At 66.0% G+C, this 24,725-nt stretch carries 23 protein-coding genes; 3 read left to right on the top strand and 20 right to left on the bottom strand.

All coding sequences use genetic code 11. The annotated features are described in order from the left end of the window. Positions 1–29 precede the first annotated feature (29 nt). Positions 30–419: an MmcQ/YjbR family DNA-binding protein gene (locus CH275_RS00280; RefSeq protein WP_094674154.1), complete on the top strand. Its 390-nt coding sequence runs from the start codon at positions 30–32 to the stop codon at positions 417–419. Here the strand turns inward: CH275_RS00280 and CH275_RS00275 are convergent, their stop codons facing one another. The 3 genes from CH275_RS00275 to CH275_RS00265 form a co-directional block, all read right to left on the bottom strand. Then, positions 420–1,889, bottom strand: a complete 1,470-nt coding sequence (locus CH275_RS00275; protein ID WP_094674152.1) for an RsmB/NOP family class I SAM-dependent RNA methyltransferase — start codon at positions 1,887–1,889, stop codon at positions 420–422. After that, complete coding sequence (gene fmt / locus CH275_RS00270; RefSeq protein ID WP_094674150.1) at positions 1,886–2,809, bottom strand: methionyl-tRNA formyltransferase; 924 nt, start codon at positions 2,807–2,809, stop codon at positions 1,886–1,888. The genes CH275_RS00275 and fmt overlap by 4 nt, the downstream gene beginning before the upstream one ends. An 88-nt stretch (positions 2,810–2,897) precedes the next feature. Further along, entirely contained in the window at positions 2,898–3,602 is a 705-nt protein-coding gene (locus CH275_RS00265; protein WP_373453657.1) for a PadR family transcriptional regulator, read from the bottom strand. A gap of 297 nt (positions 3,603–3,899) precedes the next feature. Between CH275_RS00265 and CH275_RS00260 the strand changes: the two genes are divergently transcribed. After that, the gene (locus CH275_RS00260; protein WP_094674148.1) at positions 3,900–5,597 is read left to right on the top strand and encodes a GGDEF domain-containing protein; all 1,698 of its coding nucleotides are present in this window, start codon (positions 3,900–3,902) and stop codon (positions 5,595–5,597) included. Here CH275_RS00260 and CH275_RS00255 read toward each other — a convergent pair. The 17 genes from CH275_RS00255 to CH275_RS00175 form a co-directional block, all read right to left on the bottom strand. Then, positions 5,513–6,364 carry a cyclase family protein gene (locus tag CH275_RS00255; RefSeq protein WP_094674146.1) on the bottom strand — a complete coding sequence of 284 codons (852 nt, stop codon included), beginning with the start codon at positions 6,362–6,364 and terminating at the stop codon, positions 5,513–5,515. The two genes, CH275_RS00260 and CH275_RS00255, sit on opposite strands and share 85 nt — an antisense overlap. A gap of 79 nt (positions 6,365–6,443) precedes the next feature. Then, on the bottom strand, positions 6,444–8,495 hold the full coding sequence (locus CH275_RS00250) for a primosomal protein N' (RefSeq protein ID WP_373453650.1): 2,052 nt from the start codon (positions 8,493–8,495) through the stop codon (positions 6,444–6,446). A 58-nt stretch (positions 8,496–8,553) separates the two neighbouring features. Continuing rightward, complete coding sequence (gene metK / locus CH275_RS00245; RefSeq protein WP_094674144.1) at positions 8,554–9,768, bottom strand: methionine adenosyltransferase; 1,215 nt, start codon at positions 9,766–9,768, stop codon at positions 8,554–8,556. Between the two features lie 184 nt (positions 9,769–9,952). Further along, positions 9,953–11,203 carry a bifunctional phosphopantothenoylcysteine decarboxylase/phosphopantothenate--cysteine ligase CoaBC gene (gene coaBC / locus CH275_RS00240; RefSeq protein WP_094674142.1) on the bottom strand — a complete coding sequence of 417 codons (1,251 nt, stop codon included), beginning with the start codon at positions 11,201–11,203 and terminating at the stop codon, positions 9,953–9,955. 23 nt (positions 11,204–11,226) lie between these two features. Then, entirely contained in the window at positions 11,227–11,532 is a 306-nt protein-coding gene (rpoZ, locus tag CH275_RS00235) for a DNA-directed RNA polymerase subunit omega (RefSeq protein WP_032377808.1), read from the bottom strand. A 72-nt stretch (positions 11,533–11,604) separates the two neighbouring features. Continuing rightward, positions 11,605–12,216 carry a guanylate kinase gene (gene gmk, locus CH275_RS00230; protein ID WP_094674140.1) on the bottom strand — a complete coding sequence of 204 codons (612 nt, stop codon included), beginning with the start codon at positions 12,214–12,216 and terminating at the stop codon, positions 11,605–11,607. Positions 12,217–12,221: 5 nt separating this feature from the next. Next, positions 12,222–12,542: an integration host factor, actinobacterial type gene (gene mihF / locus CH275_RS00225; protein WP_027496987.1), complete on the bottom strand. Its 321-nt coding sequence runs from the start codon at positions 12,540–12,542 to the stop codon at positions 12,222–12,224. A 215-nt stretch (positions 12,543–12,757) separates the two neighbouring features. Then, positions 12,758–13,585, bottom strand: coding sequence for an orotidine-5'-phosphate decarboxylase (gene pyrF / locus CH275_RS00220; protein WP_094674138.1), 828 nt, complete (start codon positions 13,583–13,585; stop codon positions 12,758–12,760). Beyond that, a complete protein-coding gene (gene carB, locus CH275_RS00215) occupies positions 13,582–16,923 on the bottom strand; it encodes a carbamoyl-phosphate synthase large subunit (RefSeq protein WP_094674136.1) in 3,342 nt (1,113 codons plus the stop codon). Before carB ends, pyrF begins: the two co-directional genes overlap by 4 nt. Continuing rightward, positions 16,923–18,053, bottom strand: coding sequence for a glutamine-hydrolyzing carbamoyl-phosphate synthase small subunit (gene carA, locus CH275_RS00210; RefSeq protein WP_094674134.1), 1,131 nt, complete (start codon positions 18,051–18,053; stop codon positions 16,923–16,925). Before carA ends, carB begins: the two co-directional genes overlap by 1 nt. Then, positions 18,050–18,556: a PH-like domain-containing protein gene (locus CH275_RS00205; RefSeq protein ID WP_094674132.1), complete on the bottom strand. Its 507-nt coding sequence runs from the start codon at positions 18,554–18,556 to the stop codon at positions 18,050–18,052. The genes carA and CH275_RS00205 overlap by 4 nt, the downstream gene beginning before the upstream one ends. A 4-nt stretch (positions 18,557–18,560) precedes the next feature. Then, positions 18,561–19,895 (bottom strand): dihydroorotase, encoded by a 1,335-nt coding sequence (locus CH275_RS00200; RefSeq protein ID WP_094674130.1) that lies wholly within the window; start codon positions 19,893–19,895, stop codon positions 18,561–18,563. Beyond that, entirely contained in the window at positions 19,892–20,938 is a 1,047-nt protein-coding gene (locus tag CH275_RS00195; protein WP_094674128.1) for an aspartate carbamoyltransferase catalytic subunit, read from the bottom strand. The genes CH275_RS00200 and CH275_RS00195 overlap by 4 nt, the downstream gene beginning before the upstream one ends. Beyond that, positions 20,935–21,522, bottom strand: coding sequence for a bifunctional pyr operon transcriptional regulator/uracil phosphoribosyltransferase PyrR (gene pyrR, locus CH275_RS00190; RefSeq protein ID WP_094674126.1), 588 nt, complete (start codon positions 21,520–21,522; stop codon positions 20,935–20,937). The genes CH275_RS00195 and pyrR overlap by 4 nt, the downstream gene beginning before the upstream one ends. A gap of 139 nt (positions 21,523–21,661) precedes the next feature. Then, a complete protein-coding gene (nusB, locus tag CH275_RS00185; protein ID WP_094674124.1) occupies positions 21,662–22,216 on the bottom strand; it encodes a transcription antitermination factor NusB in 555 nt (184 codons plus the stop codon). A 1-nt stretch (position 22,217) separates the two neighbouring features. Beyond that, entirely contained in the window at positions 22,218–22,781 is a 564-nt protein-coding gene (gene efp / locus CH275_RS00180; protein WP_027496978.1) for an elongation factor P, read from the bottom strand. A gap of 76 nt (positions 22,782–22,857) precedes the next feature. Beyond that, entirely contained in the window at positions 22,858–23,961 is a 1,104-nt protein-coding gene (locus CH275_RS00175) for a M24 family metallopeptidase (RefSeq protein ID WP_094674122.1), read from the bottom strand. A 107-nt stretch (positions 23,962–24,068) separates the two neighbouring features. Between CH275_RS00175 and CH275_RS00170 the strand changes: the two genes are divergently transcribed. After that, positions 24,069–24,707 carry a B-4DMT family transporter gene (locus CH275_RS00170; RefSeq protein WP_094674120.1) on the top strand — a complete coding sequence of 213 codons (639 nt, stop codon included), beginning with the start codon at positions 24,069–24,071 and terminating at the stop codon, positions 24,705–24,707. The last annotated feature ends 18 nt before the right edge of the window (positions 24,708–24,725 follow it).

Here is a 24,725-nt window from a genome sequence, read left to right as displayed (position 1 = left end):
GAGCCTAGCCGAGCCGGTATCGTTCGCCCATGACCACCATGGATCCCGTGACGGCGGTGATCGCCGAACTGCCCGAGGTCACCGAAGGCGTCAGGTACGGGCACTCGGCGTGGGCGGTCGGCAAGGACGTGTTCGCGTGGGTTCGCCCGTTCAGCAAAGCGGATCTGAAGCGGTTCGGCGACGAGGCTCCGCCCAGCGGTCCGATCCTCGCCGTCCGTACCGCTGATCTCAACGAGAAGGAAGCCATCCTCGCCGCACACCCGCGGGCGTGCTTCACCATCTCGCACTTCGACGGGTTCGCCGCAGTGCTGGTCGATATCGACAACACCGAGGACGACGAACTGCGAGAACTGATCATCGACGGGTGGCTGGTCTACGCACCGAAGGACGTAGCCGAGACGTTCCTCGCCGGTAGCTGATCACATCGGCTTACGCAGCGCCGCCATGAACATCGCATCCGTGCCGTGTCGGTGCGGCCACAGTTGCACGGACGTACCGTCGCCGAGCTGCGGGACTCCTGGCACCAGCTCACGGGTATCGAGCTGTTCGACGCCGTAGCGGCGGACCGCGTCGGCGACGACGGCGGTGGTTTCGGACAGGTGCGGCGAACACGTCGAATACAGCACCACTCCACCGGGACGGACCAACTCGATCGCCGCTGCCAGCAACTCTTTCTGCAGCGTCACCAGCGCCGCCACATCGGAGGGTTGGCGACGCCAGCGTGCCTCCGGCCTGCGGCGCAGGGCACCGAGTCCGGTACACGGCGCATCGACGAGTACACGGTCGTAGCCGCCGTCGAGTCCGGACGCTCGACCGTCGACGGTGTACACCGTTACGGGAAGATCCTTGGTCGTTTTCGACACCAGATCGGCGCGGTGTGGCGTCGGCTCCACAGCGTCGACCGTGGCACCGTCGATCTCGGCGATGGCTCCGAGGAGAGCAGCCTTTCCTCCAGGTCCGGCGCACAGATCCAGCCACCGTCCACCGTCCTCGCCGACGAGGGGTGCGAGGGTCAGTGCCCGGCCGACGAGTTGACTGCCCTCGTCCTGAACTCCGGCCAGTCCGTCACGGACGGCGTCGAGCTTGCCGGGGTCTCCGCCGTCCAGGTGAACCGCGTACGGCGAGTAGGGGCCTTCCTCTCCCCCGGTGATCAGCGCCAACTCTTCGGCGGAAATCTCTCCCGGCCGCGCGACCAGGTGGACCGAGGGGCGTGCGTCGTCTGCCTCGAGCACCGCGGCGAGTTCGCCGGCATCAGCTCCGAGTGCATCGGCGAAAGCCTGCGCGATCCACTTGGGGTGGGCGTACTCGAATGCGAGATGGCCGACGGGATCGACCGCCGCAGCGGGCGCGAGCTCGTCCACCCACTGTGCCGCCGTGCGCTCGGAGACGCGCCGCAGCACCGCGTTGACGAAACCTGCCTTGCCGGTACCGAATTCGGACCGAGCCAGATCCACCGACGTGGCGACGGCCGCGTGCGGCGCTACCCGCGTCCGCAGCAGTTGGTAGGACCCGAGTCGCAGAATGTCGAGCAGCGGCCCGTCGATCTCGGTTGCCGGACGCCCGGCCGCGTGGGCGATCACTGCGTCGAGCACCCCTCGTGCGCGGGACGCGCCGTACGCGAGTTCGGTCGCGAGCGCGGCGTCGCGCGAGTCGAGTTTCCGCTCTCGCAGCAGGCCGGGCAGAACCAGGTTGGCGTACGCGTCCCGTTCACGCACCGCCTTCAGCACATCCCGGGCGGCTCGACGGGCCGGGTCGATCGCGTCGACGGCACGGGGCCCTGCACCCTGCGGGGGCCGGTTTCCTTTCGGGCCGCGAGCTCCGGGTGACTTCTTGACGAACTTGCGGGGTGGGCTCGACTCGCGCTTACGAGGCCTGTCAGGTTCTGTCATCGCGCTACCGCCGTATCGTCCAGTCGAGCGCCGCGCGCCCAGTCGAGTGCTTTCATGAGTTTCTTGCCCTGCGGTTGAACATCGCCGAGAACGATTGCTGTTGTGCCTGTTCCGATGTGTACGCCGGACTTGCGCACGTCGATCTCACCCGGTGCCAGTGCCTCCTGCGACAGCTGGATCGGGGCGACCTTGACGCGGAGGTCACCGATCGTCGTCCATGCGCCCGGTGCCGGGGTGACAGATCGGATGTGTCGATCGACGAACGCTGCGGACCGGGTCCAATCGATGCGCGCGGCGTCGACGCTCACCTTGCTCGCATACGAGACGCCGTCTTCGGGCTGCGGATGTGCGGACGCGGTGCCGTCCTCGATCGCATCGAGGGTGGCGGCCAGCAGGTCTGCACCACTCGACGCCAGACGGGTGAGCAGATCCCCTGTCGTGTCGGTGACGCGGACCCTTTCGGTGACGACGCCGAGCACCGGTCCGGTGTCCATTCCGGCGTCGAGCAGGAAGGTGGAGGCACCGGTGATCTCGTCGCCTGCGGCGATGGCGGCCTGTACCGGCGCGGCACCGCGCCATGCGGGCAGCAGCGAGAAGTGCAGATTGATCCACCCGAATCGAGGGATGTCGAGCACCGGCTGCGGCAGCAGGGCACCGTATGCGACGACCGGACACACGTCGGGCGCGAGCTCGGTGAGCTGCGCCATGAATTCCGGATCCGAGGGCTTCGCGGGTGTGAGCACGGAGATTCCGTGCTTGTCGGCCAGCTGCCCGACCGGCGAGCGCATCGTCTTGCGGCCCCTACCGGCAGCGGCGTCGGGCCGGGTCACCACTGCGATCACCTCGTGGCGTTCGGACTCCAGCAGTCGCCGCAGCGACGGAACCGCGGGCTCCGGTGTTCCGGCAAAGACAACACGCACTGGTGGCAACTCCCTGGGATGGACGAAAGGATCTCGGGTGTCCATCCTAGGGAGTCGCCAGAGCTACCGACGATTCTGCTCTCGAACGTCACGGTGCGTCGGGAGTGTGGCCCGTCTCGTCGGAACCCCGATCGTCCGATTCGTCCTCGGCGAGGATCCGGTACAGCGACCGACGCGCCTCGGTCAGAATCTCCGCGGCCTGTTCCACCTGTTTCGGTGTGCCGACTCCGGCGACCTGACCTGCTGCGCCCATCAATTGGCCGATGAGTGCTCGAAGATCACGGGCGTCGACACCGACGGACTCTGCCACGTCGTCCCACGGGCTGCCCAGCTCGGCTCGATGATTCTCCGTGTGAGTTCGCCCCTCGTCGGTCAGCGCAGCCGTCTTACGACCGGCCACCTTGTCGATCAGGACCAGGCCTTCGTCCTCGAGTTGCGACAAGGCCGGATAGATGGAACCCGGACTCGGCTTCCAGGTACCGTTGCTCTTCTCGGCGATCTGCTGGATCAGTTCGTATCCGTGCATCGGACGTTCCTCGAGTAGTAGGAGGATCGCAGCGCGCACGTCCCCGCGTCGCCCTCGTCCTCCTCTACCCCGGCCGCGGCCGAAATCTGCATTCGGCCCGAAACCGCCGGGACCGAAGCCTGGGCGCATGCCTTCTCGTCCTCCTCGCCCGAACGGGCCACCGGCACCGTGCCTACTTCGTTCGCCGTGACCTCTCTTTCCGCGACCTCGCTCTCGTGGACCGTGGTCCTCCGACGGGCCATGTTCGTCGCTGTGTGCGACCCACATCTGAAACGGCGTGCCTCGCATGTGTGTACGTGCGCCTGCACGGCGTCCGAATTCGTGTGCGAATCCTTCGAATGCGTAGTTCATCTCGTTCTCCTTTGGTATCGAGTGACAAGTCGACGATATATCGGCAATAGATCTTTCACAAGGTCCAGAGGCAACCTCCATGTTTCTCCGCACGAGGAATGCGTCGTCGACCCCTCCCACTCGTTAGAATGACGCCGTCGGTACGAGCTCTCGTCGGGCGCACCGGCACCGTCGGCCTGTCCACGACGCTCGCTCACGAACGAGGGGGGCTGCATGGCCGCATCACCGAGGCGGCGCACAGCCGTCGTGCTCGGCTGCGTCCTCGCCATCGTCCTGCTCGCCGGCTCCAACGTTCTCGGCCAGCGAATCTCCGTACTGATCGACGACGCCGCACAGCTCGCAGGTGGTATCACCGCGACGATCGTCTGCTGGCGGACGGCGTCGAGAAGGACGTGCTCCGAACGGCAGTGGCGCGTGCTGATGGCCGCAGGAATGGCGTGCTGGACTGCAGGCATGGCGGTCTGGGCGTTCTACCGATCCGCTCTCGAAACGCCGCTGCCCACAGCATCGGTCGCCGACATCGGATTCTTCCTCTTCCCGATCTTCGCCGTTCCTGCCCTGCTCGCATTCGTGGGCCTGTCGCCCCGGCGGGCGGCCGCAGGCACCCGCCATGTCTGGGTGATGTCACTGCTCGACGGCGCCATCGTCGTCGGATCGCTGTTCGTTCTCTCGTGGGCCACAGTGCTCGGTGCCGTCGTACACGCCTCGGAGTCCGAATCGATCGAGTTTCTCGTGGCGATCATGTATCCCATCACCGACCTGGTACTCGTGGCCATGATCGTGCTGCTGGCGGTGATCCCTACGATCGCAGCGCGATACCGGACGCAGCTCACCCTGCTCGGTGCCGGGATCCTCATGATGGCGATCTCCGACAGTATCTACGCCTACCTGGTCGCCATCGGGGCAGAGTTCATGCCGGTTCTGACCGACGGGGGATTCATCGCGGGAACCGCGCTGATCGCCCTTGCCGCCGCCACCCCGAGCACTGCCCAGATCGACCGGTCGGACCCCACTACCCAGGCGTCGGCAGCCACCGTCACCGGTGAACGCGCGCAGCTGCTGTTGCCGTACGCACTCATGGGTGCCATCGGTATCGTCCTGGCGATCTTGCGTGTGCTGACCGGCGAACTGGACTCGACCGTCGTGGTACTCGGGGTGGCAGTAGTTCTGCTCTCGCTCGTTCGCCAGGTGATCACCCTGGTACAGAACGACAATCTGCTCCGGAGCCTGTCTCGGGCACAGGCAGAGCTGACCTACCGCGCCCATCATGACGGGCTGACCGGGTTGCTCAATCGGTCGTCGTTCGACGAACACCTTCGAGCGGCGGTGAACGACGCCCGAGCAGGTCTGGGACGCGCCGTTCTGCTACTGATCGACCTCGACGACTTCAAAGGTATCAACGACAGATTCGGCCACGGCGGCGGCGACCGGCTGCTGGTCGAACTCGCACGCCGCCTCGACCGATGCGTCACCGACGGTGTGGTGGCGCGCTTCGGCGGCGACGAGTTCACCGCGCTCGTGTACGCCGATCTCGACGCCGGCCGTGAGACGGCGGTCCGCATCACGGAAGCGATGCGCGTCGTGCACGAGATAGACGGCCATCCGGTCTCGATCGGCGCGTGCGTGGGCGTCGTACAGATCGGTCAGCTCGACCGCGCACCCAACGGACCCGCGGCCGTGACGGGCCAAGGTACCTCCACAGTCGAGGAGGACGAACTGATGCGATTGGCAGATCGGGCGATGTACACGGCCAAGCGCTCGGGAAAAGCCGGCATCTACGCCTACGACACCGCCGGCACACTCAGCGTGGTGCCGAGCCGTCCCGATCAGGGAAGCTTGGGAACCAAACCGAAAATGGTTGCAGGCGAACCGGATCCCGCCCGGTTGATCGGGCCACCGACGAGAACGTAGGCACCCGTGGTCGGAATCGACTCCAGATTGGTCAGGTTCTCCAGGCTGATCCGACGTCGATCGTAGAGCTTGACGGACACCGGATAGGTTTCGTCGTTCCCCAGATCGGGTCCGAATGTGTCGGTACCGAGGGCTCCTCTGTCAGCGAGCCTGCCCGTGTCGATCAACCACTGCGCCGCCTCCGCGGAGAACCCCGGTTGGTGCGTCACACCGTCCGCGTCCGCGTTGGCGTAGGCGTCGGTCCCCCAGCGTGACGCCCATCCGGTCCACAGGATGACGGCCGCCCCGGACGGAATTGCTCCGTTGACCGCTTCCCAGTTCTGCAGATCTGCCACCGTCACGGCGTAGTCGGCGTCGGCTGCCGCCCGATCACGAATGTCGATCTTCACTGCAGGCAGAAACAGATCCTCGGGGTCGAGCTGGTCGGCGGTCAGCCCACCTTCCTGGAAGTGTGCGGGCGCACCCCAGTGTGTGCCGGTGTGCTCGCCCTCCTTGACGTACTGGAGATAGAAGCCGTCGTCGGCAACGGTGAACGCCGTCTCGAGCGAGAACTCGGGGTCGCCGGGAAAGATCGGGGTGAGCGCCGGATCGTTGACGTGCGACAGAGACACGATCCGGAGCAGTCGATCCAGTGGAACACTCGGCCTCGGCGGTTGCGCGGAGCCGGTACCGGGTAGTGCGTCGGCGACAGTGGGCAGCGCCAGGCGGGCCCCGATCACCACCGCAAGACCTGTCGTCGCACGGCGAAAGAGCTGCCTTCTTTTCATATCCCCGACCCGTCCCTCCGTCAGCGCCCTCGCGCTGCCCCGACGCAACTTTAGGCGACGCGGCGGCCGGACCGCAGCCTCAACCGATTCGTATCGGGTCTATTTGAACCCGCACTCCGCCGCCGTGTTTCTTGGCACTGCGAGATGCCTGTGCGGTGGACAACGCCCGAGCCAGCGCCGCCCCCGTACTGCGGGGCACGCGTATCAACAGTCGCTGCACGTCTCCGGTGAGACCGTCCTCGCTGCCCGCCGGAGCGCGTTGACCGTCCGGCAGATCGACCGGTCCCAGGATCTCCACTGCGTCGGGGAGATCGGCACTGTCCACCAATGCTGTGATCGCGTCGGTGGTTCCGTCGATCGCCGCGACGTGCACCGCGGGCGGGAAGCGCACCTCGGCACGTTCGTCCAATTGACTTCGAGCGTGCCACAACGGATCCCAGCGAACCAGCGCCTGTACCGTGGGGATCTCGGACTCGGCGACGACGACGACGCGGCCGCCTGCCGACCCCGGCCGGACCATGGTGGCCGCCGTCATCCACCGACGGAGCGTCTCCTCGGCGGCACGCAGATCTGCGCGGCCGAGCAACGCCCAGCCGTCGAGCAACAGGGCCGCTCCGTAGCCACCCTCGACCGTCGGCTCGGCACCCACGGTCGATACCACGAGGGCCGCACCCGGCCGAACTGTGTCCAGCACGGTGGCACCACCCGAATTATGCACCGGCACACCGGGAAACGCCCGTCCGAGCTCCTCGGCCGTGCGGCCGGCTCCGATCACGACGGCGCGAAGGTTGCGCGATCCGCAGACCGTGCACCGATGCGCGGCGTCGGCGATCCCGCACCACGAGCACGTCGGACTGCCCGCACCGTCGCTGCCCGGGGCCGAGGGCAAAGCCAGCGGCCCGTTGCAGCGGCGACACCGCGCCGGATTACGGCACTTCGCGCACGCCAGTGACGGCACGTAACCGGCTCGTGGAACCTGCACCAGCACAGGAGCATCGACCTTCAGGGCCGCTCGAGCCGCTTCGAAGGCGATGGCGGGCAACCGCGCGACACGGGCCGCCGGATCCCGAGCGAGCGCATGATCCGAGTCGGCCAGCGCCACCACATGGGGCTGACGCTCACGGATCAGCTCACGTGGAGCAACCAGGTCGTGTGCCCAACCGGAATCGACGAGGGCCTCGGCCTCGGCGGTCCGTGAATGTCCGCCGATGACCACCGCTGCCCCGGACACGTGCGCTCGGAGCAGTGCAACCTCGCGGGCGTGTGGATAGGGCGAGCGGGGCTCGGAGAAACTGTCGTCACCGTCGTCCCAGACGGCGATCATGCCGAGCGAAGACACCGGAGCGAACACGGCACTGCGCGTCCCCACCACGACGACCGGGCCGGACCGCAGACCCCGCAACCACTGTCGATATCGCTTTGCCGGACCCAATCCGGCCGACAACGCCACCACCCGGTCGGCACCGAGCAGCGCCGTGCAGGCCGTCTCCAGTCGATCGAGATCTCGCTGATCGGGTACCACCAGCACGGCGGAGCGACCGCCTGCCACCGTCACGGCCGCGGCCTCCGACAACCGGACCGGCCACTGCTCACCGGGCAACGCTTGCCACACCGCTCGCGGAATGCGCCCCGAAGCCAAGGCGTCGAGGAAGTTCGAGCCGTGTGTGTAGGCCGACCATGCCGCATGGTCGACGGCGGGCTCGTCCGGCGGATCGAGTACGGGTGTGTCCTCCGCTTCGACTCGCGCGTGGCGAGCGGGAATCGCCAGGCGCAGCACGTCCGCCCTGGTCCCGGCGTAGCGATCGGCCACCGCCTCGGCGAGCTCGGCGATCTCCGGGGTCAGGACTCGCTCGGCCGACACCACCCGATCGAGCCACCCGAGCTTCCCGGAATGCTCGGTTTCGGCCAGTCTGGCCAGCACGAAGCCGTCGACGAGTCGGCCCGCGAACCGCACTCGAACCCGAACACCGGGCTGCGCGTCGTTGCTGATTTCCTCGGGAACGAGGTAGTCGAATTCGCGGTCGAGATGCGGCAGCGGCAGCATCGGCAGAATCCGCGCGATCGGGAGGTCCGACGCCGCCACCCGTGTCACGCCCGCCACCGCACCTCCTTCTCGATTCTCTTCCGGCATTCGATACAGGAACACCGAGCCGGTGCGAGCAGGGTACGTGCCGAACTTCGACGCGGTGCTACAGACCGGCAGCTTCCCGGAGCTTGCCTGCGCGATCGGTGGACTCCCAGGGCAGATCGATGTCGGTTCGACCGAAGTGACCGTATGCCGCGGTCGGCGCGTAGATCGGCCGCAGCAGGTCGAGATCGCGAATGATGGCACCCGGGCGCAGATCGAACACCTCGCTGATCGCCGCCTGGATACGCGCGGGATCGGTCTTCTCGGTGCCGAACGTCTCGACGAACAGACCCACCGGCGCAGCCTTGCCGATGGCGTACGCCACCTGCACCTCGATGCGATCGGCCAGGCCTGCGGCAACAGCGTTCTTGGCGACCCATCGCATAGCGTACGCAGCACTGCGGTCGACCTTCGACGGATCCTTGCCGGAGAACGCTCCGCCGCCGTGGCGTGCCATGCCGCCGTAGGTGTCGACGATGATCTTGCGACCGGTCAGCCCGGCGTCACCCATCGGTCCACCGAGCACGAACTTGCCGGTGGGGTTGACCAACAGCCGCACATCGGAGGTGTCCAACGACGGCACGTTCAACTCGGCGAGCACCGAGCCCAGCACCTTCTCCCGAATGTCGGGCGTGAGCAGATTGTCGAGGTCGATGTCGGCCGCGTGCTGGGTCGAGATCACCACGGTATCGAGTCGAACGGCGTTGTCTCCGTCGTACTCGATCGTCACCTGTGTCTTTCCGTCCGGCCGCAGGTAGGGCAACACGCCACTCTTGCGCACCTCGGTCAGACGCCGAGAAAGCCTGTGTGCCAACGCGATCGGCAACGGCATCAACTCGGGAGTGTCGGTGTTGGCGTACCCGAACATCAGTCCCTGGTCGCCTGCACCCTGACGGTCGATCTCGTCGTCGGACAAACCCTCGACACGAGCCTCGTGCGAGTGGTCGACGCCCTGAGCGATTTCCGGAGACTGCGCGCCGATCGCGACGTTGACTCCACACGAGTTTCCGTCGAAGCCCTTGGCCGACGAGTCGTACCCGATCTCGAGCACCTTCTCGCGCACGATCTTGGGGATGTCGGCATACGCGGTGGTGTTGACCTCGCCCGCGACATGAACCTGCCCGGTGGTGACCAACGTCTCCACCGCAACACGAGCACGCGGATCCTCTGTCAACAGAGCATCGAGAATGGAATCGCTGATGGCGTCACAGATCTTGTCGGGATGACCCTCTGTGACGGACTCACTGGTGAAAAGCCGACTACCGGACTTGCTCACGGACTTCCTCTCGACGCATGTTCTTGCCCGACCCGACGGCTCGCGCCGGCCGGGGCACTCCACGAAAATTCATGTTCCCTGGGGGATTATCGCCCCTGCCGCACTCCCGCAAACATCTACGACCGGTACAGCAGGTGCTCAGCACGGTAGCCGCAACGACATCGATCGTGCACCCTTGGCATCATCACGGATTCGAACTCGATCGCGGGTTCCGCGTATCGAGCATCTGCGCCACCGAATCCAGCACGCGGCTCGCGAGGAGTGCTTTGGAGCCTTCGCCGAGCGCAACCTCCGAACCGTCGGAGCCGAGCAACCAGCCGTCGTTGTGATCGACCTCGAATGCCTTGCCGTCACCGACGGCATTGACCACGAGCAGATCGCAGCCCTTTCGTTCGAGCTTGGCTCGCGCGTACGTCAACACGTCGCCGTCTGCGTCACCGGTTTCGGCGGCGAACCCGACGATGACTGCCGACGATTCGAGCTCGCCATCGCGGCGAGCCGCAACGAGGCCGGCGAGGATGTCGTCGTTGCGGACCAGCGGGATCGACGACGGTTCGTTCGCGCCCTTCTTGATCTTGCTGCCCGCGATGGACTCCGGGCGGAAATCGGCAACTGCGGCGGCCATCACCACTGCGTCCACGCCATCGGCGAGTCTACGAACGGCATCCTGCATGTCCGACGCCGTCTTCACGTGCACCACATCGACTGCGGCCGGAGCGTCGAGGTCACTGATGTATCCGGCGACCAACGTCACCTGGGCTCCGCGCTGCGCAGCCACTCTCGCCAGTGCGTATCCCTGCTTGCCGGAACTTCGATTGCCCAGGAACCGAACCGGATCGAGGGGCTCGCGGGTACCACCTGCGGACACCAGGATGTGGCGTCCCTCCAGATCACGAGGGAGCGCATCCGCTCGTTCGGTCACGAGCATGGACAACGCAAAGATCTCGTCGGGCTCGGGCAGTCGACCGGACCCCGTGTCGCGTCCGGTCAGTCGCCCCGACGCCGGCTCGATCACGTGCGTGCCGCGGGCACGAAGCGTGGCGACGTTGGCGACCGTGGCGGGGTGCTCCCACATCTCGGTGTGCATCGCCGGTGCCAGAACTACCGGACACCGAGCAGTGAGCAGGGTCGCCGTCAGCAGGTCGTCGGCACGCCCGCCTGCGATGCGAGCCATGAGGTCCGCCGTGGCCGGAGCAACCACGACGAGGTCTGCTTCCTGACCCAGGCGAACGTGCGGGACCTCCGGAACATCCGCGAAGACCCCGGTGTGCACCGGTTGACCGGACAGCGCTTCGAACGTCGCGCGCCCGACGAACTCCAGAGCGGATGCAGTCGGAATCACCCGAACCTGATGCCCACTCTCGGTGAAACTACGGATCAGCGAACAACTCTTGTAGGCGGCGATACCTCCGCCGACTCCGACGACAACGTGCAAGTCAGATGTCCTCTGTGAGGTTCTTATTCGCCTTCGGTGTGCTCGAGAAGGTCTGCGTGGATCTCGCGAAGAGCGATCGACAGCGGCTTCTCCTGCAGACCCGGCTCGACCAGCGGTCCCACGTACTCCAGGATGCCGTCACCGAGCTGGTTGTAGTAGTCGTTGATCTGGCGCGCACGCTTGGCCGCGTAGATCACCAGAGCGTACTTGGACGAGGTGCGGGCGAGCAGCTCGTCGATGGGTGGATTGGTGATGCCGAGCGGCGTGTCGTAGGCCGGCAGAGCGCTGCGTCCGTCGAAGTCGGAAACGGCCGCTGAAATGCTGCTCACTGATGATCTCCTGAAATTGCATCGTTGGTGCTACGAACTAGCTGGTCGGGGCCTCGTGCGCCGTGAAACTGGTCAACTGTTGCCGACCGACGACCTACCGACCAACAAGGATACCAACTGTTCGCACGAATGGTCGACATCGGTATTGACAACCACCGTGTCGAACTCGTCCTGTGCGGCCAATTCCACCCGTGCGGTCTCCAGCCGACGCTCGGTAGCCGCACTCTCCTCCGTCGCGCGGCCGACCAGGCGGGAGACCAGATCGTCCCACGTGGGCGGGGCCATGAACACCAGCAGAGCCTCGGGCTTGGACACCCGCACCGCGCGGGCACCGGCCAGATCGAGCTCGAGCAACACCGGGCTACCGGCTTCCAATGCAGCGTTCACCGGCGCGGCCGGAGTACCGGATCGTTGCAGACCACCGTGAATGCTCGCCCACTCGAGGAGCTCACCGTCGGCGATCATCCGGTCGAACTCGTCGGCCGACACGAAGTGGTAGTCCTGACCGTCGGTCTCGCCCGGCCGTGGCGATCGCGTCGTGACCGAGACGCTGAAGACCAGCTCGGGAAGCGCCGCGCGCACGAGCCGAACGACACTGGACTTGCCGACGCCGGAGGGGCCGGACAGCACCACCAACCGGCCCCGCTCGGTCGCCGGAGCCGATGTCGCCGCAGTGTCACTCACCGTCGTCAGGCCTCGAAATCGAACTTCGTCAACAGCGCCTTGCGCTGCCGATCCCCGAGACCACGCAGTCGACGGGTGGGCGCGATTTCCAGTTCCGTCATCAGTTCTGCGGCCTTGACCTTGCCCACCTTCGGCAGGGCCTCGAGCAACGCGGACACCTTCATCTTTCCGAGAATCTCGTCCGTCTCGGCATCCTTGAGCACCTGCTTGAGATCGGTGCCACCGCGCTTGAGACGCTCCTTGAGCTCGGCGCGCGCTTTCCTCGCGATAGCTGCCTTCTCGAGGGCAGCGGCGCGCTGCTCGGGGGTCAACTGGGGAAGGGCCATTGTCGGTTCCTCCGTCTTCTCGTTCTGGGCGATACGGCGTATCGATCTCGATCGGTACGCCGACCATCGGTAATTCACCGCCACGGACCGCGGCTCCGACCATCGGCAATCGGCGAGGTCTGTCCCGGGCTGTTCTGCGGCAGCGTTAGCGACCGTACCGACGACCCGCGTGCATCGCTAACTCGGCCCCGAGCGCCGAAGCGCCGAAGCATCGACTACGCGAGACCGGCTTCGATCTCGTCACGCAGTCGCGTCGCCGCGTCGCGTAACGCCGTCACCGACGGGCCAGCGGCAAGGACACCGCGAGAGGAGTTGGGCAGCAACAGCTCACGCGAATCGCGGAAGATCTCCGCGAGATCGGCAATCGTCGCTCCCTGTGCCCCCAGACCCGGTGCGAGGATCGGACCGGTGTAGTTCGCCAGATCGAGACCATGATCACGAGTGGCGCCGACGACGATCCCCACCGTGTCGGCATCGACGCGGTTGCGCGCAGCTGCCGCGTCGACGATCGTCTGAGCCACCGAGGCGCCGTTCGACGTCGCAGCCTGCTGGAGGCCCGTCCCCTCCGCGTTCGAGGTCCGAGCCAGCACGAACAGACCACGCTGGTGTCGTACCGCTCGCTCGACGGTCTCCCCCAGGGAATCGAAACCCAGGTACGGCGACACCGTGACGGCATCGGACGACAACGGCGACTCGGGTTCGAGCCAGGCCTGGGCGTACGCGTCCATCGTGGTGCCGATATCGCCGCGCTTCGCATCGGCGATCACCAGCGTGCCCGCGTCGCGCAACACACTGACGGTGCGCTCGAGCACCGCGTACCCGGCAGATCCGTACGCCTCGAAGAACGCCACCTGAGGCTTGACGATCGACACCTCGCCGACGAACGCCTCGACGCACAGCTCGGCGAACACCTCGAGACCGTCCGCCGACCGTGGCAGGTCCCAGGCCTCGAGCAGAGCCGGATGCGGATCGATGCCGACACACAGTCGACCGCGCGCCGCGACCGCCGAACGCACCCGATCCGACCAACTCCGGTGACTCATGGCAGAACCAGACCTTCCTTCAGCCCGGCATGCAGATCCTGCAGCGAGCGAACACCGATTCCTCCGGCGATACCGGCTTCGATGCCCTGCACGGCAGCCGACGCGCCCTGCACCGTGGTGATGCACGGAATGTTCTGCGCCACCGCGGCGCTACGAATCTCGTACCCGTCGACGCGAGGGCCGGAGTTTCCGTACGGAGTGTTGATCACCATGGCGATGTCGCCTGCCAGGATGCGGTCGACGATCGTCCGCTCCCCCTCGGGCACATCCTCACCCGACTGCTTGTACACCTGCTCACACTTGATTCCGTTGCGCCGCAGGACATCTGCGGTCCCCTCGGTCGCCAGGATGGTGAAGCCCAGATCCGCGAGTCGCTTGACCGGGAAGATCAGCGACCGCTTGTCCTTGTTGGCAACCGACACGAAGACCGCGCCACCGGCAGGCAACGAGCCGTACGCAGCGGTCTGGCTCTTCGCGAATGCGGTGCCGAAGTCGAAGTCGATTCCCATCACCTCGCCGGTGGACTTCATCTCCGGGCTGAGCAGGGTGTCCACTCCGGTTCCGTCCGCACGACGGAACCGGTTGAAGGGCAACACCGCTTCCTTCACTGCGATCGGGGCACCGGCCGGGACGGTGCCACCGTCCCCGGTCTCGGGCAGGATGCCTGCGGTCCGCAGCTCGGCGATGCTCTCCCCCAGCATCACTCGGGCACAGGCCTTCGCGAGCTGTACGGCAGTCGCCTTGGAGACGAACGGAACCGTCCGGCTCGCGCGCGGGTTGGCCTCGAGGACGTACAGGATGTCGTCCTTGAGCGCGTACTGCACGTTGAGCAGGCCGCGCACGCCGATGCCCTTCGCGAGAGCCTCGGTGGACCGTCGGACGTTCTCGATGTCGGTCTTCCCGAGCGTGATCGGCGGCAACGCGCACGCCGAGTCGCCGGAGTGGATACCGGCCTCCTCGATGTGTTCCATGATGCCGCCGATGTAGACCTCGGTGCCGTCGCACAGCGCGTCGACATCGATTTCGACCGCATCTTCGAGGAATCGATCGACCAGCACCGGACGGTCGTCCGAGATCTCCGTCGCGTTGGAGATGTACGTCGCGAGCGAGGCCTCGTCGTACACGATCTCCATGCCGCGTCCGCCGAGAACGTACGAAGGACGCACCAGCACCGGGTAACCGATTCCTGCAGCGATCTCGCGGGCGCCGTCGAACGTGGTCGCGGTGCCGTACTTCGCTGCCGGAAGGCCCGCGGCATCGAGCACCTTGCCGAATTCGCCGCGATCCTCGGCCAGATCGATTGCCTCGGGCGATGTTCCGACGATCGGGACGCCTGCGGCCTTCAGCCTCTTGGCCAGTCCCAGTGGAGTCTGGCCGCCCAGCTGCACGATGACGCCGCGCACGGTCCCCGACGCGGCCTCGGCCCGATACACCTCGAGCACGTCCTCGAACGTGAGCGGCTCGAAGTACAGGCGGTCCGCGGTGTCGTAGTCGGTGGAGACGGTCTCGGGGTTGCAGTTGACCATGACCGTCTCGTAGCCGGCCTCGGACAACGTCAGTGCCGCGTGCACACAGCTGTAGTCGAACTCGATGCCCTGACCGATCCGGTTGGGCCCCGAGCCCAGGATGAGCACCTTGGGGCGGTCCGGCTGCGGGGTGACCTCGGACTCGGCCTCGGGGTCCAGTTCGTAGGTGCCGTAGTGGTACGGCGTCTTGGCCTCGAATTCGGCCGCGCAGGTATCGACCGTCTTGTAGACCGGGTGCACACCGAGCTCGTCGCGCAGGCCGCGCACGCCGTCCTCGCCGCCGAGTTCGGGGCGCAGAGCCGCGATCTGGCGATCGGACAGGCCGTGGTACTTAGCCTGCCGCAGCAGCGCCTCGTCGAATTCGGCAGCCTCGCGAACCTGCACGCCGAGTTCGTGGATCTGCTGGAACTGATCGAGGAACCACGGATCGATCTTGGTCGCCTCGAACAGCTGCTCGAGAGTGGCACCCATCGCGAAGGCCTTCTCGATCCCGTACATCCGACCGTCCTGAGGAACGGAGAGATCCTGCAGCAGCGCCTCGAGGCTCTCGGCCTCGACCTCGGGACCGGTCCAGTAGCCCGCGCGCTTGGTTTCGAGCGAGCGCATCACCTTGCCGAAGGCCTCGGTGAAGTTGCGTCCGATCGACATCGCCTCACCGACGGACTTCATCGTCGTGGTCAGCGTTCCGTCGGCGCCCGGGAACTTCTCGAACGCGAACCTCGGAGCCTTGACGACCACGTAGTCCAAGGTCGGCTCGAAGCACGCCGGGGTCTCGCGGGTGATGTCGTTGACGATCTCGTCGAGGGTGTAGCCGATGGCCAGCTTGGCCGCCATCTTGGCGATGGGATACCCGGTCGCCTTCGACGCCAGGGCCGAGGACCGGGACACCCGCGGGTTCATCTCGATGACGACGAGGCGACCGTCCGCTGGGTCCATCGCGAACTGGATGTTGCAGCCGCCGGTGTCGACGCCCACCTCGCGCAGGATGTCGATCGAGAGGTCGCGCATCTTCTGGTACTCGCGGTCGGTCAGCGTCATCGCGGGCGCGACGGTCACCGAGTCACCGGTGTGCACGCCGACCGGGTCGACGTTCTCGATGGAACACACGATGACCACATTGTCGCGGCCGTCGCGCATGAGCTCGAGCTCGTATTCCTTCCACCCGAGGATCGACTCCTCGATGAGGACGTTCGCCGATGGCGACGCGGCCAGCCCACCACCGGCGATCCGAGTCAGGTCCTCGTCGTTGTAGGCAAGTCCGGATCCGAGACCACCCATGGTGAACGACGGCCGCACGACCACCGGAAAACCGAGCTCGGCGACGGTCGCCCGGACCTCGTCCATCGTGTAGCAGACGGCCGACTTGGCGGACTCTCCGCCGACCTTGGCGACGATGTCCTTGAACTTCTGCCGGTCCTCGCCGCGCTGGATGGCGTCGAAGTCGGCACCGATGAGCTCCACGCCGTACTTGGTGAGAATGCCCTGATCATGCAGTGCAACAGCGGCATTGAGAGCTGTCTGTCCACCCAGGGTGGCGAGCACGGCTTGGATGGGGTGCCCCTGCTCGGCTTCGCGGGCGAAGATCTTCTCGATGAACTGCGCGGTGATCGGCTCGACGTAGGTGGCGTCGGCGAATTCGGGGTCGGTCATGATCGTCGCAGGGTTGGAATTGACCAGGCTGACGCGGAGCCCCTCCTCGCGGAGCACCCGGCAGGCCTGGGTGCCGGAGTAGTCGAACTCGCAGGCCTGACCAATGACGATCGGGCCCGATCCGATGACCAGGACGTGGTTCAGGTCTGTGCGGCGTGGCATTACTTCTTCTCCTGAAGGACGCTGGTGAAACGGTCGAAGAGGTAGGCGGCATCGTGTGGGCCTGCCGCGGCCTCGGGGTGGTACTGCACCGAGAAAGCGCTGCCGCCGATCAGTTCGACGCCCTCCACCGTGCCGTCGTTGGCACACGTGTGGCTGATGCGGGCTCGACCGAAATCGGTGTCGAACTCCTCGCCTGCTTCACCTTCGAGCGCGAATCCGTGGTTCTGTGCGGTGATCGCGATGCGGCCGGTGGTGTGCTCGATCACCGGGATGTTCATGCCGCGGTGGCCGAACTTCATCTTGTACGTGCCTCGGCCCAGCGCCCGCCCGAAGATCTGGTTGCCGAAGCAGATACCGAACAGCGGCAGCTCACGTTCGAGCACCTGCCTGGTCAAGGCGACGCTGGTGTCGGCCGTGGCGGGGTCTCCCGGGCCGTTCGAGAGGAAGACACCGTCTGGGTTCAACTCGAGTACCTGCTCGATGGTGGTATTCGAGGGCACCACGTGCACACGGATACCGCGCTCGGCGAACATCCGGGGAGTATTGGTCTTGATACCGAGGTCGACTGCGACGACGGTGAATCGAGCATCGCCGGTCGGCTCGATGGTGTAGCCGGCTCCCGTGGTCACCTCACCGGCGAGGTCGGCACCGAGCATCGACGGCTGACCGACCACCTGCGCCAGCATCTCGTCCGAGGTGCCGAGTGCGTCGCCCGAGAACACTCCCGCTCGCATCGAGCCGCGGGTGCGCAGGTGCCGTACCAACGCGCGCGTGTCGATTCCGGCGATGCCCACGACGTTCTGGGCTTCGAGCTGATCCTGCAGAGATCCGGTCGAGCGCCAGCTCGAGATGCGGCGCGCCGGATCCCGCACGACGTACCCGGCGACCCAGATCTTGTTGGGATCCTGGGCACTGGCGGCTTCGCCGTCCTCTTGGTTCCAGCCGGTGTTACCGATCTGGGGCGCGGTCGCGACGACGATCTGTCGGTGATAGCTCGGGTCGGTGAGGGTCTCCTGGTACCCGGTCATTCCGGTACAGAACACGGCCTCGCCGAGGGTGCGCCCCTGTGCGCCGAATGTGGTGCCGCGGAATGTTCGGCCGTCCTCCAGAACAAGAACTGCGCTGTTCACGCGGTTTCCTCCTTGGTTTCTCCGGTGGAACTCGCTGTCCACACCGGGTAGATCTGCTTGTCGTCGGCCCGGAAGCCGGTGTCTATCTCGGTCCCCGTCGGGAGCTCCCAGCGAATGACCAGGAGACCGTCCTTGGTCATGACCTTGCCTGCCAACCCGCGTTCGGTGCGGATCGCGCGAATCGAGTCCGCCGGGATCCAGATGGGAGATTCGCCGTTCCGATCGAGGAGAATTCCCTTCTCGTATCGGGAGAGTTCACCGGTAGCGCGGTGGCCGATGTCGCCGACGGCGATCCGGTCCTGCCAGCTCGGCGCGATGGTGCTGCCGACGTACAGGCCGGTGGTCGGCTCGATGTGGGTGGCACCCAGGTCGTCCGGCACGGCCGGGAATTCACCGATGCGATCTTCCTGACGCTTCTGCCGGCCTCGCCAACCCCAGAAGATCAGCGCGATCATCAGTGCCCAGAACAGGACGAATCCGATGACGATGAGAACTCTGTCCACGGCGCTACTCTCCCGCTCTGTTCGCCACTGAGCCTCTGTTTGCTACTGCGCCGTCGCGGACGGTGATTCGTCCACGCAACACCGTCGTGGTCACTTTCGAGGAGAAGGTCATGTCCTCGAACGGCGTGTTGTGTGCGACGCTGGCCAGCTTCTTGCCCGAGACCGTCCAGCTCGCGTCCGGATCGACCACGGTGAGGTTGGCAATCTCGCCCACCTCGATCGGCCGGCCCTGGTCGGCAAGTCCGACGATCTGCGCAGGACGCTCGCTCATCACGCGCGCCACACCCCGCCAATCGAGCAGACCGGGAGTCACCATCGTGTCGACGACAATGGACAGTGCGGTTTCGAGCCCGAGCATCCCGGGACGGGCGATCGAGAACTCACAGCACTTGTCCTGTTCGGCATGCGGAGCGTGATCGGTTGCCACACAATCGATCACACCGTCGGCCAAGCCCTTGCGCAGGGCCTCGACATCGGACTTCTCACGCAGCGGCGGGTTCACCTTGTTGATCGCGTCGTACGTCTCGAGCCGCGAATCGTCCAGCAGCAGGTGGTGCGGAGTGACCTCGGCGGTGATCGAAATGCCCTGTCCGCGTGCCCACTTCATCAACTCGACGGTTCCCGCGGTGGACGCATGGCAGATGTGCACTCGTGCACCGGCGTCCCGGGCCAGCAGCGCGTCCCGTGCGACGATCGATTCCTCTGCCGCGCGCGGCCAGCCCGCGAGTCCGAGCCGGGCCGCGTTCGGCCCCTCGTGCGCGACGGCACCGACCGTCAGCCTGGGCTCCTCGGCGTGCTGAGCGATGAGCACACCGAGAGAACTCGAGTACTCCAATGCCCGACGCATGATCAGCGGATCGTCGACGCAGTGGCCGTCGTCGGAGAACATCCTCACTCCGCCGATTCCAGCAGCCATCGTGGCCATCTCGGCGAGCTGCTTGCCCTTCAATCCGACGGTGATGGCTCCGACGGGGTGGACGTCGACGAGGCCGACCTCCTGTCCCCGACGCCACACGTGGTCGGTCACCACCACCGAGTCGGCCACCGGGTCGGTGTTCGCCATCGCGAACACGGCGGTGTAGCCACCCAGAGCCGCTGCTGCCGAGCCCGATTCGATCGTTTCGGTGTCCTCTCGGCCGGGCTCGCGCAGGTGCGTGTGCATGTCGACGAAACCGGGCAGCAGAACCTGACCACGGGCGTCGACCACCTCGCCACCGTCGGCGTCGAGGTCCGAGCCGATCGCAGCGATCGCCTCACCGGTGATCAGGACGTCGGTTTCGGAGCCCTCGCCGTACAGCAGGACGCCCCGCAGCAGAACCGAGGTAGTGGATGCAGTCATGAAGCACCCCCGTCCGAACCGACCAGCAATCGGAACAGCACCGCCATCCGCACGTGAACTCCATTCGTAACCTGTTGCAAGACTGCAGTTTTCGGAGAATCGGCCACCGAGGACGCGATCTCCATCCCGCGCAGCATCGGACCGGGGTGCAACACGACGGCGTGCTCCGGCAGCAGTTCCAGCCTGCGCTGCGACAGCCCGTACGTGATGGAGTACTCCCGGGCGGAGGGGAAGAAGCCGCCGTTCATTCGTTCTGCTTGGACTCGCAGCATCAGCACCGCGTCCAACCCGGGCAGCTCGGCGTCGATGTCGTGCGACACCCGCACCGGCCAGCCGCTCACTCCGACGGGAAGCAGAGTGGGCGGTGCGATGAGCACTACCTCGGCACCGAGCTTGGCCAGCAGAATCGCATTCGAGCGCGCTACCCGACTGTGCAGGATGTCGCCGACGATCGCGATCCGACGGCCGGCGATGGTTCCCAGACGCTGACGAACCGTCAAAGCATCGAGCAAGGCCTGGGTGGGGTGTTCGTGAGTGCCGTCACCGGCATTGATCACCGCAGGACCACCGCCAGGAGTGGAGCCTGCGGAACGACCATCGAGGCCAGGAGTGGAGCCTGCGGAACGACCATCGAGGCCAGGAGTCGAGCTTCCGGAACGACCATCGAGGCCGGTGCCTTGATCGGCGGTCCATTGGGCGATCTGGTGTGCCGCACCCGATGCCGGGTGTCGAACGATGAGGGCGTCGGCTCCGGCAGCGCGCAACGTCATCGCGGTGTCGCGCAGCGACTCCCCCTTCGACACCGACGAACTGCTGGCACTGACGTTGATCACGTCCGCACTCATCCACTTGCCTGCCACCTCGAACGAGACGCGAGTGCGCGTCGAGTTCTCGAAGAAGACCGTCATGATCGTACGACCGCGCAGCGTGGGCAGCTTCTTGACCTCGCGGCCGAGGAGAGCCTGCTCGAAGCGTTCGGCTTCGTCGAGGAGCTCGGTGGCCGAGTCGACGGTGAGGTCGGCGACAGAGAGCAGATGCTTCATCGAGCTGCCTCGCCCTCGGACAGGCTGACTCCGTCGCGGCCGTCGTGCTCGGAGAGCAACACCGAGACGTCCTCGGTGCGCGCAGTGGGGACGTTCTTGCCCACGTAGTCCGCGCGGAGGGGCAGTTCGCGGTGGCCGCGGTCGATGAGGACCGCCAGCTGAACCGCTCGGGGACGACCGAGGTCACGCAGCGCATCGAGCGCGGAGCGGACCGTTCTGCCCGAGAACAGCACGTCGTCGACCAGGACGACCAACGCGTCGTCGACGCCGCCGACCGGGACCGACGTCCGCTCGAGTGGGCGGTGCGGCTTGTTCCGCAGATCGTCGCGGTACAGGGTGATGTCGAGAGACCCCAGCGGGGGCCGCACGCCGGAGAACGCCTCGATGCGTTCGGCGAGGCGCTCGGCCAGGGTGGTACCGCGAGTGGGAATGCCCAGCAGGACGACGCGCGGCGAGTCTGCGGCGTCGAGGGCCGTCTTCTCGATGATCTGGTGGGCCATGCGGGAGATGGTGCGTCCCACATCGGCCGAGGACAGCAATTCGCGAACGGCAGAGTTCGCGGACGAGCTTTCGGGCGCAGGCAAACTACGACCTCCTTCTCCGCCTCTCTGGACGGATCGTTAAAGGATGTCTGACAACAGCTGCGTAGAGCCTAGCAACGCTCTGCGAACCAGGAGAAGCAGGCTCGCAGAGCGTTCGGTCACACGTGCGTCGAACGTCCGATCACTGCTCGGCGTCGACCGGCGCTGCATCGGGCGCGTCGGTCTGCGTACGGCTCGATACCGCCGCAGCCGCGGCACGGACCTGCGGCGCGACCAACACGATCTGACCCAGCACGCCGTTGACGAAGCCGGGCGAATCGTCAGTGGACAACTGCTTGGCCAGCTCGACGGCCTCGTCGACGGCGACGACCGGCGGTACATCGGTGGCATGGAACAACTCCCACACCGCGACCCGAAGGATTGCCCGGTCGACCGCAGGCAGACGGGTGAGCGTCCAATCCTTGAGGTGATCGGCAATCACGCCGTCGAGTCGATCCAGGTTCTCCGCGACGCCCTCGACCAGAGTTGAGGTGTAGTCGCTGACCGGGGCAATGGTGTCGTCGCCCCGTGCGAGTTCGATGCGCTCGGTGGTGAGGTTCACCGGATCGACGTTGCGCGCCTCCGCCTCGAACAGAAAGTCCACCGCACGCTTGCGCGCCTTGTGACGCGCACCCAGCTTCTTCGCACCGGGCGCACCGTTCTGCGAGGCGGAGGATGTCGACTTCTTCGATGACACGTTAGGAGTTCACACGCCCGAGGTAGTTGCCGTCACGCGAATCGACCTTGAGCTTGTCGCCGGTGTTGATGAACAGGGGCACCGAGATCTCGGCACCGGTCTCGAGGGTCGCAGGCTTGGTGCCGCCGGTGGATCGATCGCCCTGCAGGCCGGGATCGGTGTGCTTGACCTCGAGCTCGACGGTGACGGGGAGCTCGACGTACAGCGGAACGCCCTCGTGCATGGCGACCTGAACGCGCAGGTTCTCGAGCAGGAAGCGTGCGCCGTCACCGACGGTGGCCTCACCGATCGAGAGCTGGTCGTAGGTGTCGGCGTCCATGAACACGTAGTCGCTACCGTCGTGGTACAGGTACGTCATGTCGCGTCGGTCGACCGTTGCGGTCTCGACCTTCACACCGGCGTTGAACGTCTTGTCTACGACCTTGCCCGAGAGCACGTTCTTGAGCTTGGTCCGCACGAATGCGGGTCCCTTGCCGGGCTTGACGTGCTGGAATTCGATGATCGACCACAGCTGGTTCTCCAGGTTGAGAACCAGTCCGTTCTTGAAATCGCTGGTGGAAGCCACTTGCTTCGCGTCTCCTCAATCGTTTGTGCGCGTGACGCGCCGTCGGTCACGTGCGGGATTCGCTCCCGCCCGCGCGCTAGACGGACGTGAGTTCCTTGCTTGTCAGGGTGAGCAGTTCCGGACCCCCGTCGCGAACGACGAGTGTGTCCTCGATCCGAACGCCGCCGCGACCGGAGAAGTAGACACCCGGCTCGACGGTGACCGCTGCACCGCTCAGCAGTGTACCGGTGCTCGTCTTCGCGATTCCCGGCGCTTCGTGGATTTCCAGGCCCACGCCATGGCCGAGCCCGTGCAGGAAGTACTCCCCGTACCCCGCATCCTCGATCACCGAGCGCGACGCCGCGTCGACCGAGGCGGTGGTCACTCCCGGTGCCAGCGCTTCTCGACCGGCCGTCTGCGACCGCTGCACCAGCTCGTACAGATCGCGCTGCCACTGCGCGGGAGTCCCGATGACGAAGGTCCGAGTCATGTCCGAGTGGTAGCCGCCGACGAGTGCACCGAAGTCGAGCTTGACGAAGTCGCCGTCGGCCAGCACCGCATCGGTGGGCCGGTGATGCGGGACCGCCGAGTTGGCCCCGGCAGCAACGATGGTCTCGAACGAGATCGCATCGGCACCGCGGTCGAGCATCGCAGATTCGAGTTCGCGGGCCACCTCACGCTCGGTTCTACCGGCGCGAATGCTGCCACCGCTCACCAATTGGGCAAGGGCATCGTCGGCAGCGCGGCACGCGTCCCTGAGCAACCCCACCTCGAACTCGTCCTTGACCATGCGCAACGACTCGACGACACCCGGTGCACGCACCAACTCCACAGCGCTGTCGAGCTCGGACCACGCTCGGTGCGCGTCCACCGTCACCACGTGGCTTTCGAAACCCACTCGACCACCGCTCCCGGGCGCACCCGTGCGAAGTAGATGCACGGCGGATGCCCGGTCGATCTCGGCGCGTAGATCCGGCACCTGCTCCGCCACCTGAGTGACGTATCGACCGTCGGTGCAGATCACCGTCCGATCCTCGTCCCCTGCAGAATCGGCCGCCGCGACCAGCAACGCGGCATTCGAGCCGGTGAATCCGGTCAGGTATCGGACATTGAGCAGATCGGTGATCAACATCGAATCGAGGCCGTCGGCGGCCAACAGTTCTCGCAGGGCACCACGACGGGCACCGAAATCAGCAGGCATGCGTTCGACATTACTGCTCGTTCCGCCCGACTCCGGCCGGACGGATCCGACCGGAACTTTGTGGGCCCTGACACACAATTGCCCGACGTGCGGATATGCTGTGCCGCATGACTGGGTGGGCAGTGCGTGGCATAGGTATGGGATTGTTCAACGTCGTCGTTCGACTGTTGCTGGGGGCAGCAGTGTCGATGTGGCCGCTGAGCGGATCGGCGTTGCGCTGGGTGGCGTACGCCCTGGTGCTGCTCGTGATCATCGTGTGGGCCGGCATCGACGGAGTTCGCGATCGTCGCAAGCATCCGGACCCCGACAACGGCGAGGACCTGACGATGGTCTGGCTCAAGGCGGCCGTCGTCGGTGGACTCCTCGGTGGCCTACTGAGCTGGATCGTCGACTTCTTCGTCGACTTCAGCCTGGGTCAGAACGGACTGATCTTCGAGCTCACGTCCGGTGCTGCATTCACTGTTCTCACCATCTTCGTGACCGCCAGCATTGCGGTGTTCGTGGGTCGGCTGATCGTCAACCGCGAGGCGAAGAAGAAGTTGACGGCGTCCGACGCCGAACGGGCACACGACCGCCAGCTGGTCAACGCAGGCAACGCAGGCAACGCGGAGCCCAACAGAGCTGAGCCACAGTGGGCCGCCGAGCACGACGAGGCGGACACCGAGGTGTTCTCGGCGGTGGACGCCGACGGCAAGCCCCGGATGGACAAGCGAAGCAGTCGGCACGGGACTGCCGACGGTTCCTGACACTCCTCCTGTACGACA

It is taken from the genome of Rhodococcus sp. 06-235-1A (genome assembly GCF_002258785.1).
GTDB lineage: Bacteria > Actinomycetota > Actinomycetes > Mycobacteriales > Mycobacteriaceae > Rhodococcoides.
The sequence above is the reverse complement of the archived record's forward strand: the minus strand, read 5'-3'. Positions and strand labels throughout refer to the sequence as shown.

What these genes read in the sequence shown, in the direction of transcription:
- CH275_RS00260 (WP_094674148.1), top strand. Translation starts at nt 3,900, where the DNA reads ATGGCCGCATCACCGAGGCGGCGCACAGCCGTCGTGCTCGGCTGCGTC.
- CH275_RS00280 (WP_094674154.1), top strand. Translation starts at nt 30, where the DNA reads ATGACCACCATGGATCCCGTGACGGCGGTGATCGCCGAACTGCCCGAG.
- mihF (WP_027496987.1), bottom strand. Translation starts at nt 12,542, where the DNA reads ATGGCCCTTCCCCAGTTGACCCCCGAGCAGCGCGCCGCTGCCCTCGAG.
- pyrF (WP_094674138.1), bottom strand. Translation starts at nt 13,585, where the DNA reads ATGAGTCACCGGAGTTGGTCGGATCGGGTGCGTTCGGCGGTCGCGGCG.
- CH275_RS00265 (WP_373453657.1), bottom strand. Translation starts at nt 3,602, where the DNA reads ATGTGGGTCGCACACAGCGACGAACATGGCCCGTCGGAGGACCACGGT.
- carB (WP_094674136.1), bottom strand. Translation starts at nt 16,923, where the DNA reads ATGCCACGCCGCACAGACCTGAACCACGTCCTGGTCATCGGATCGGGC.
- CH275_RS00275 (WP_094674152.1), bottom strand. Translation starts at nt 1,889, where the DNA reads ATGACAGAACCTGACAGGCCTCGTAAGCGCGAGTCGAGCCCACCCCGC.
- CH275_RS00200 (WP_094674130.1), bottom strand. Translation starts at nt 19,895, where the DNA reads ATGACTGCATCCACTACCTCGGTTCTGCTGCGGGGCGTCCTGCTGTAC.
- CH275_RS00255 (WP_094674146.1), bottom strand. Translation starts at nt 6,364, where the DNA reads ATGAAAAGAAGGCAGCTCTTTCGCCGTGCGACGACAGGTCTTGCGGTG.
- CH275_RS00195 (WP_094674128.1), bottom strand. Translation starts at nt 20,938, where the DNA reads ATGAAGCATCTGCTCTCTGTCGCCGACCTCACCGTCGACTCGGCCACC.
- CH275_RS00250 (WP_373453650.1), bottom strand. Translation starts at nt 8,495, where the DNA reads ATGCCGGAAGAGAATCGAGAAGGAGGTGCGGTGGCGGGCGTGACACGG.
- CH275_RS00170 (WP_094674120.1), top strand. Translation starts at nt 24,069, where the DNA reads ATGACTGGGTGGGCAGTGCGTGGCATAGGTATGGGATTGTTCAACGTC.
- CH275_RS00175 (WP_094674122.1), bottom strand. Translation starts at nt 23,961, where the DNA reads ATGCCTGCTGATTTCGGTGCCCGTCGTGGTGCCCTGCGAGAACTGTTG.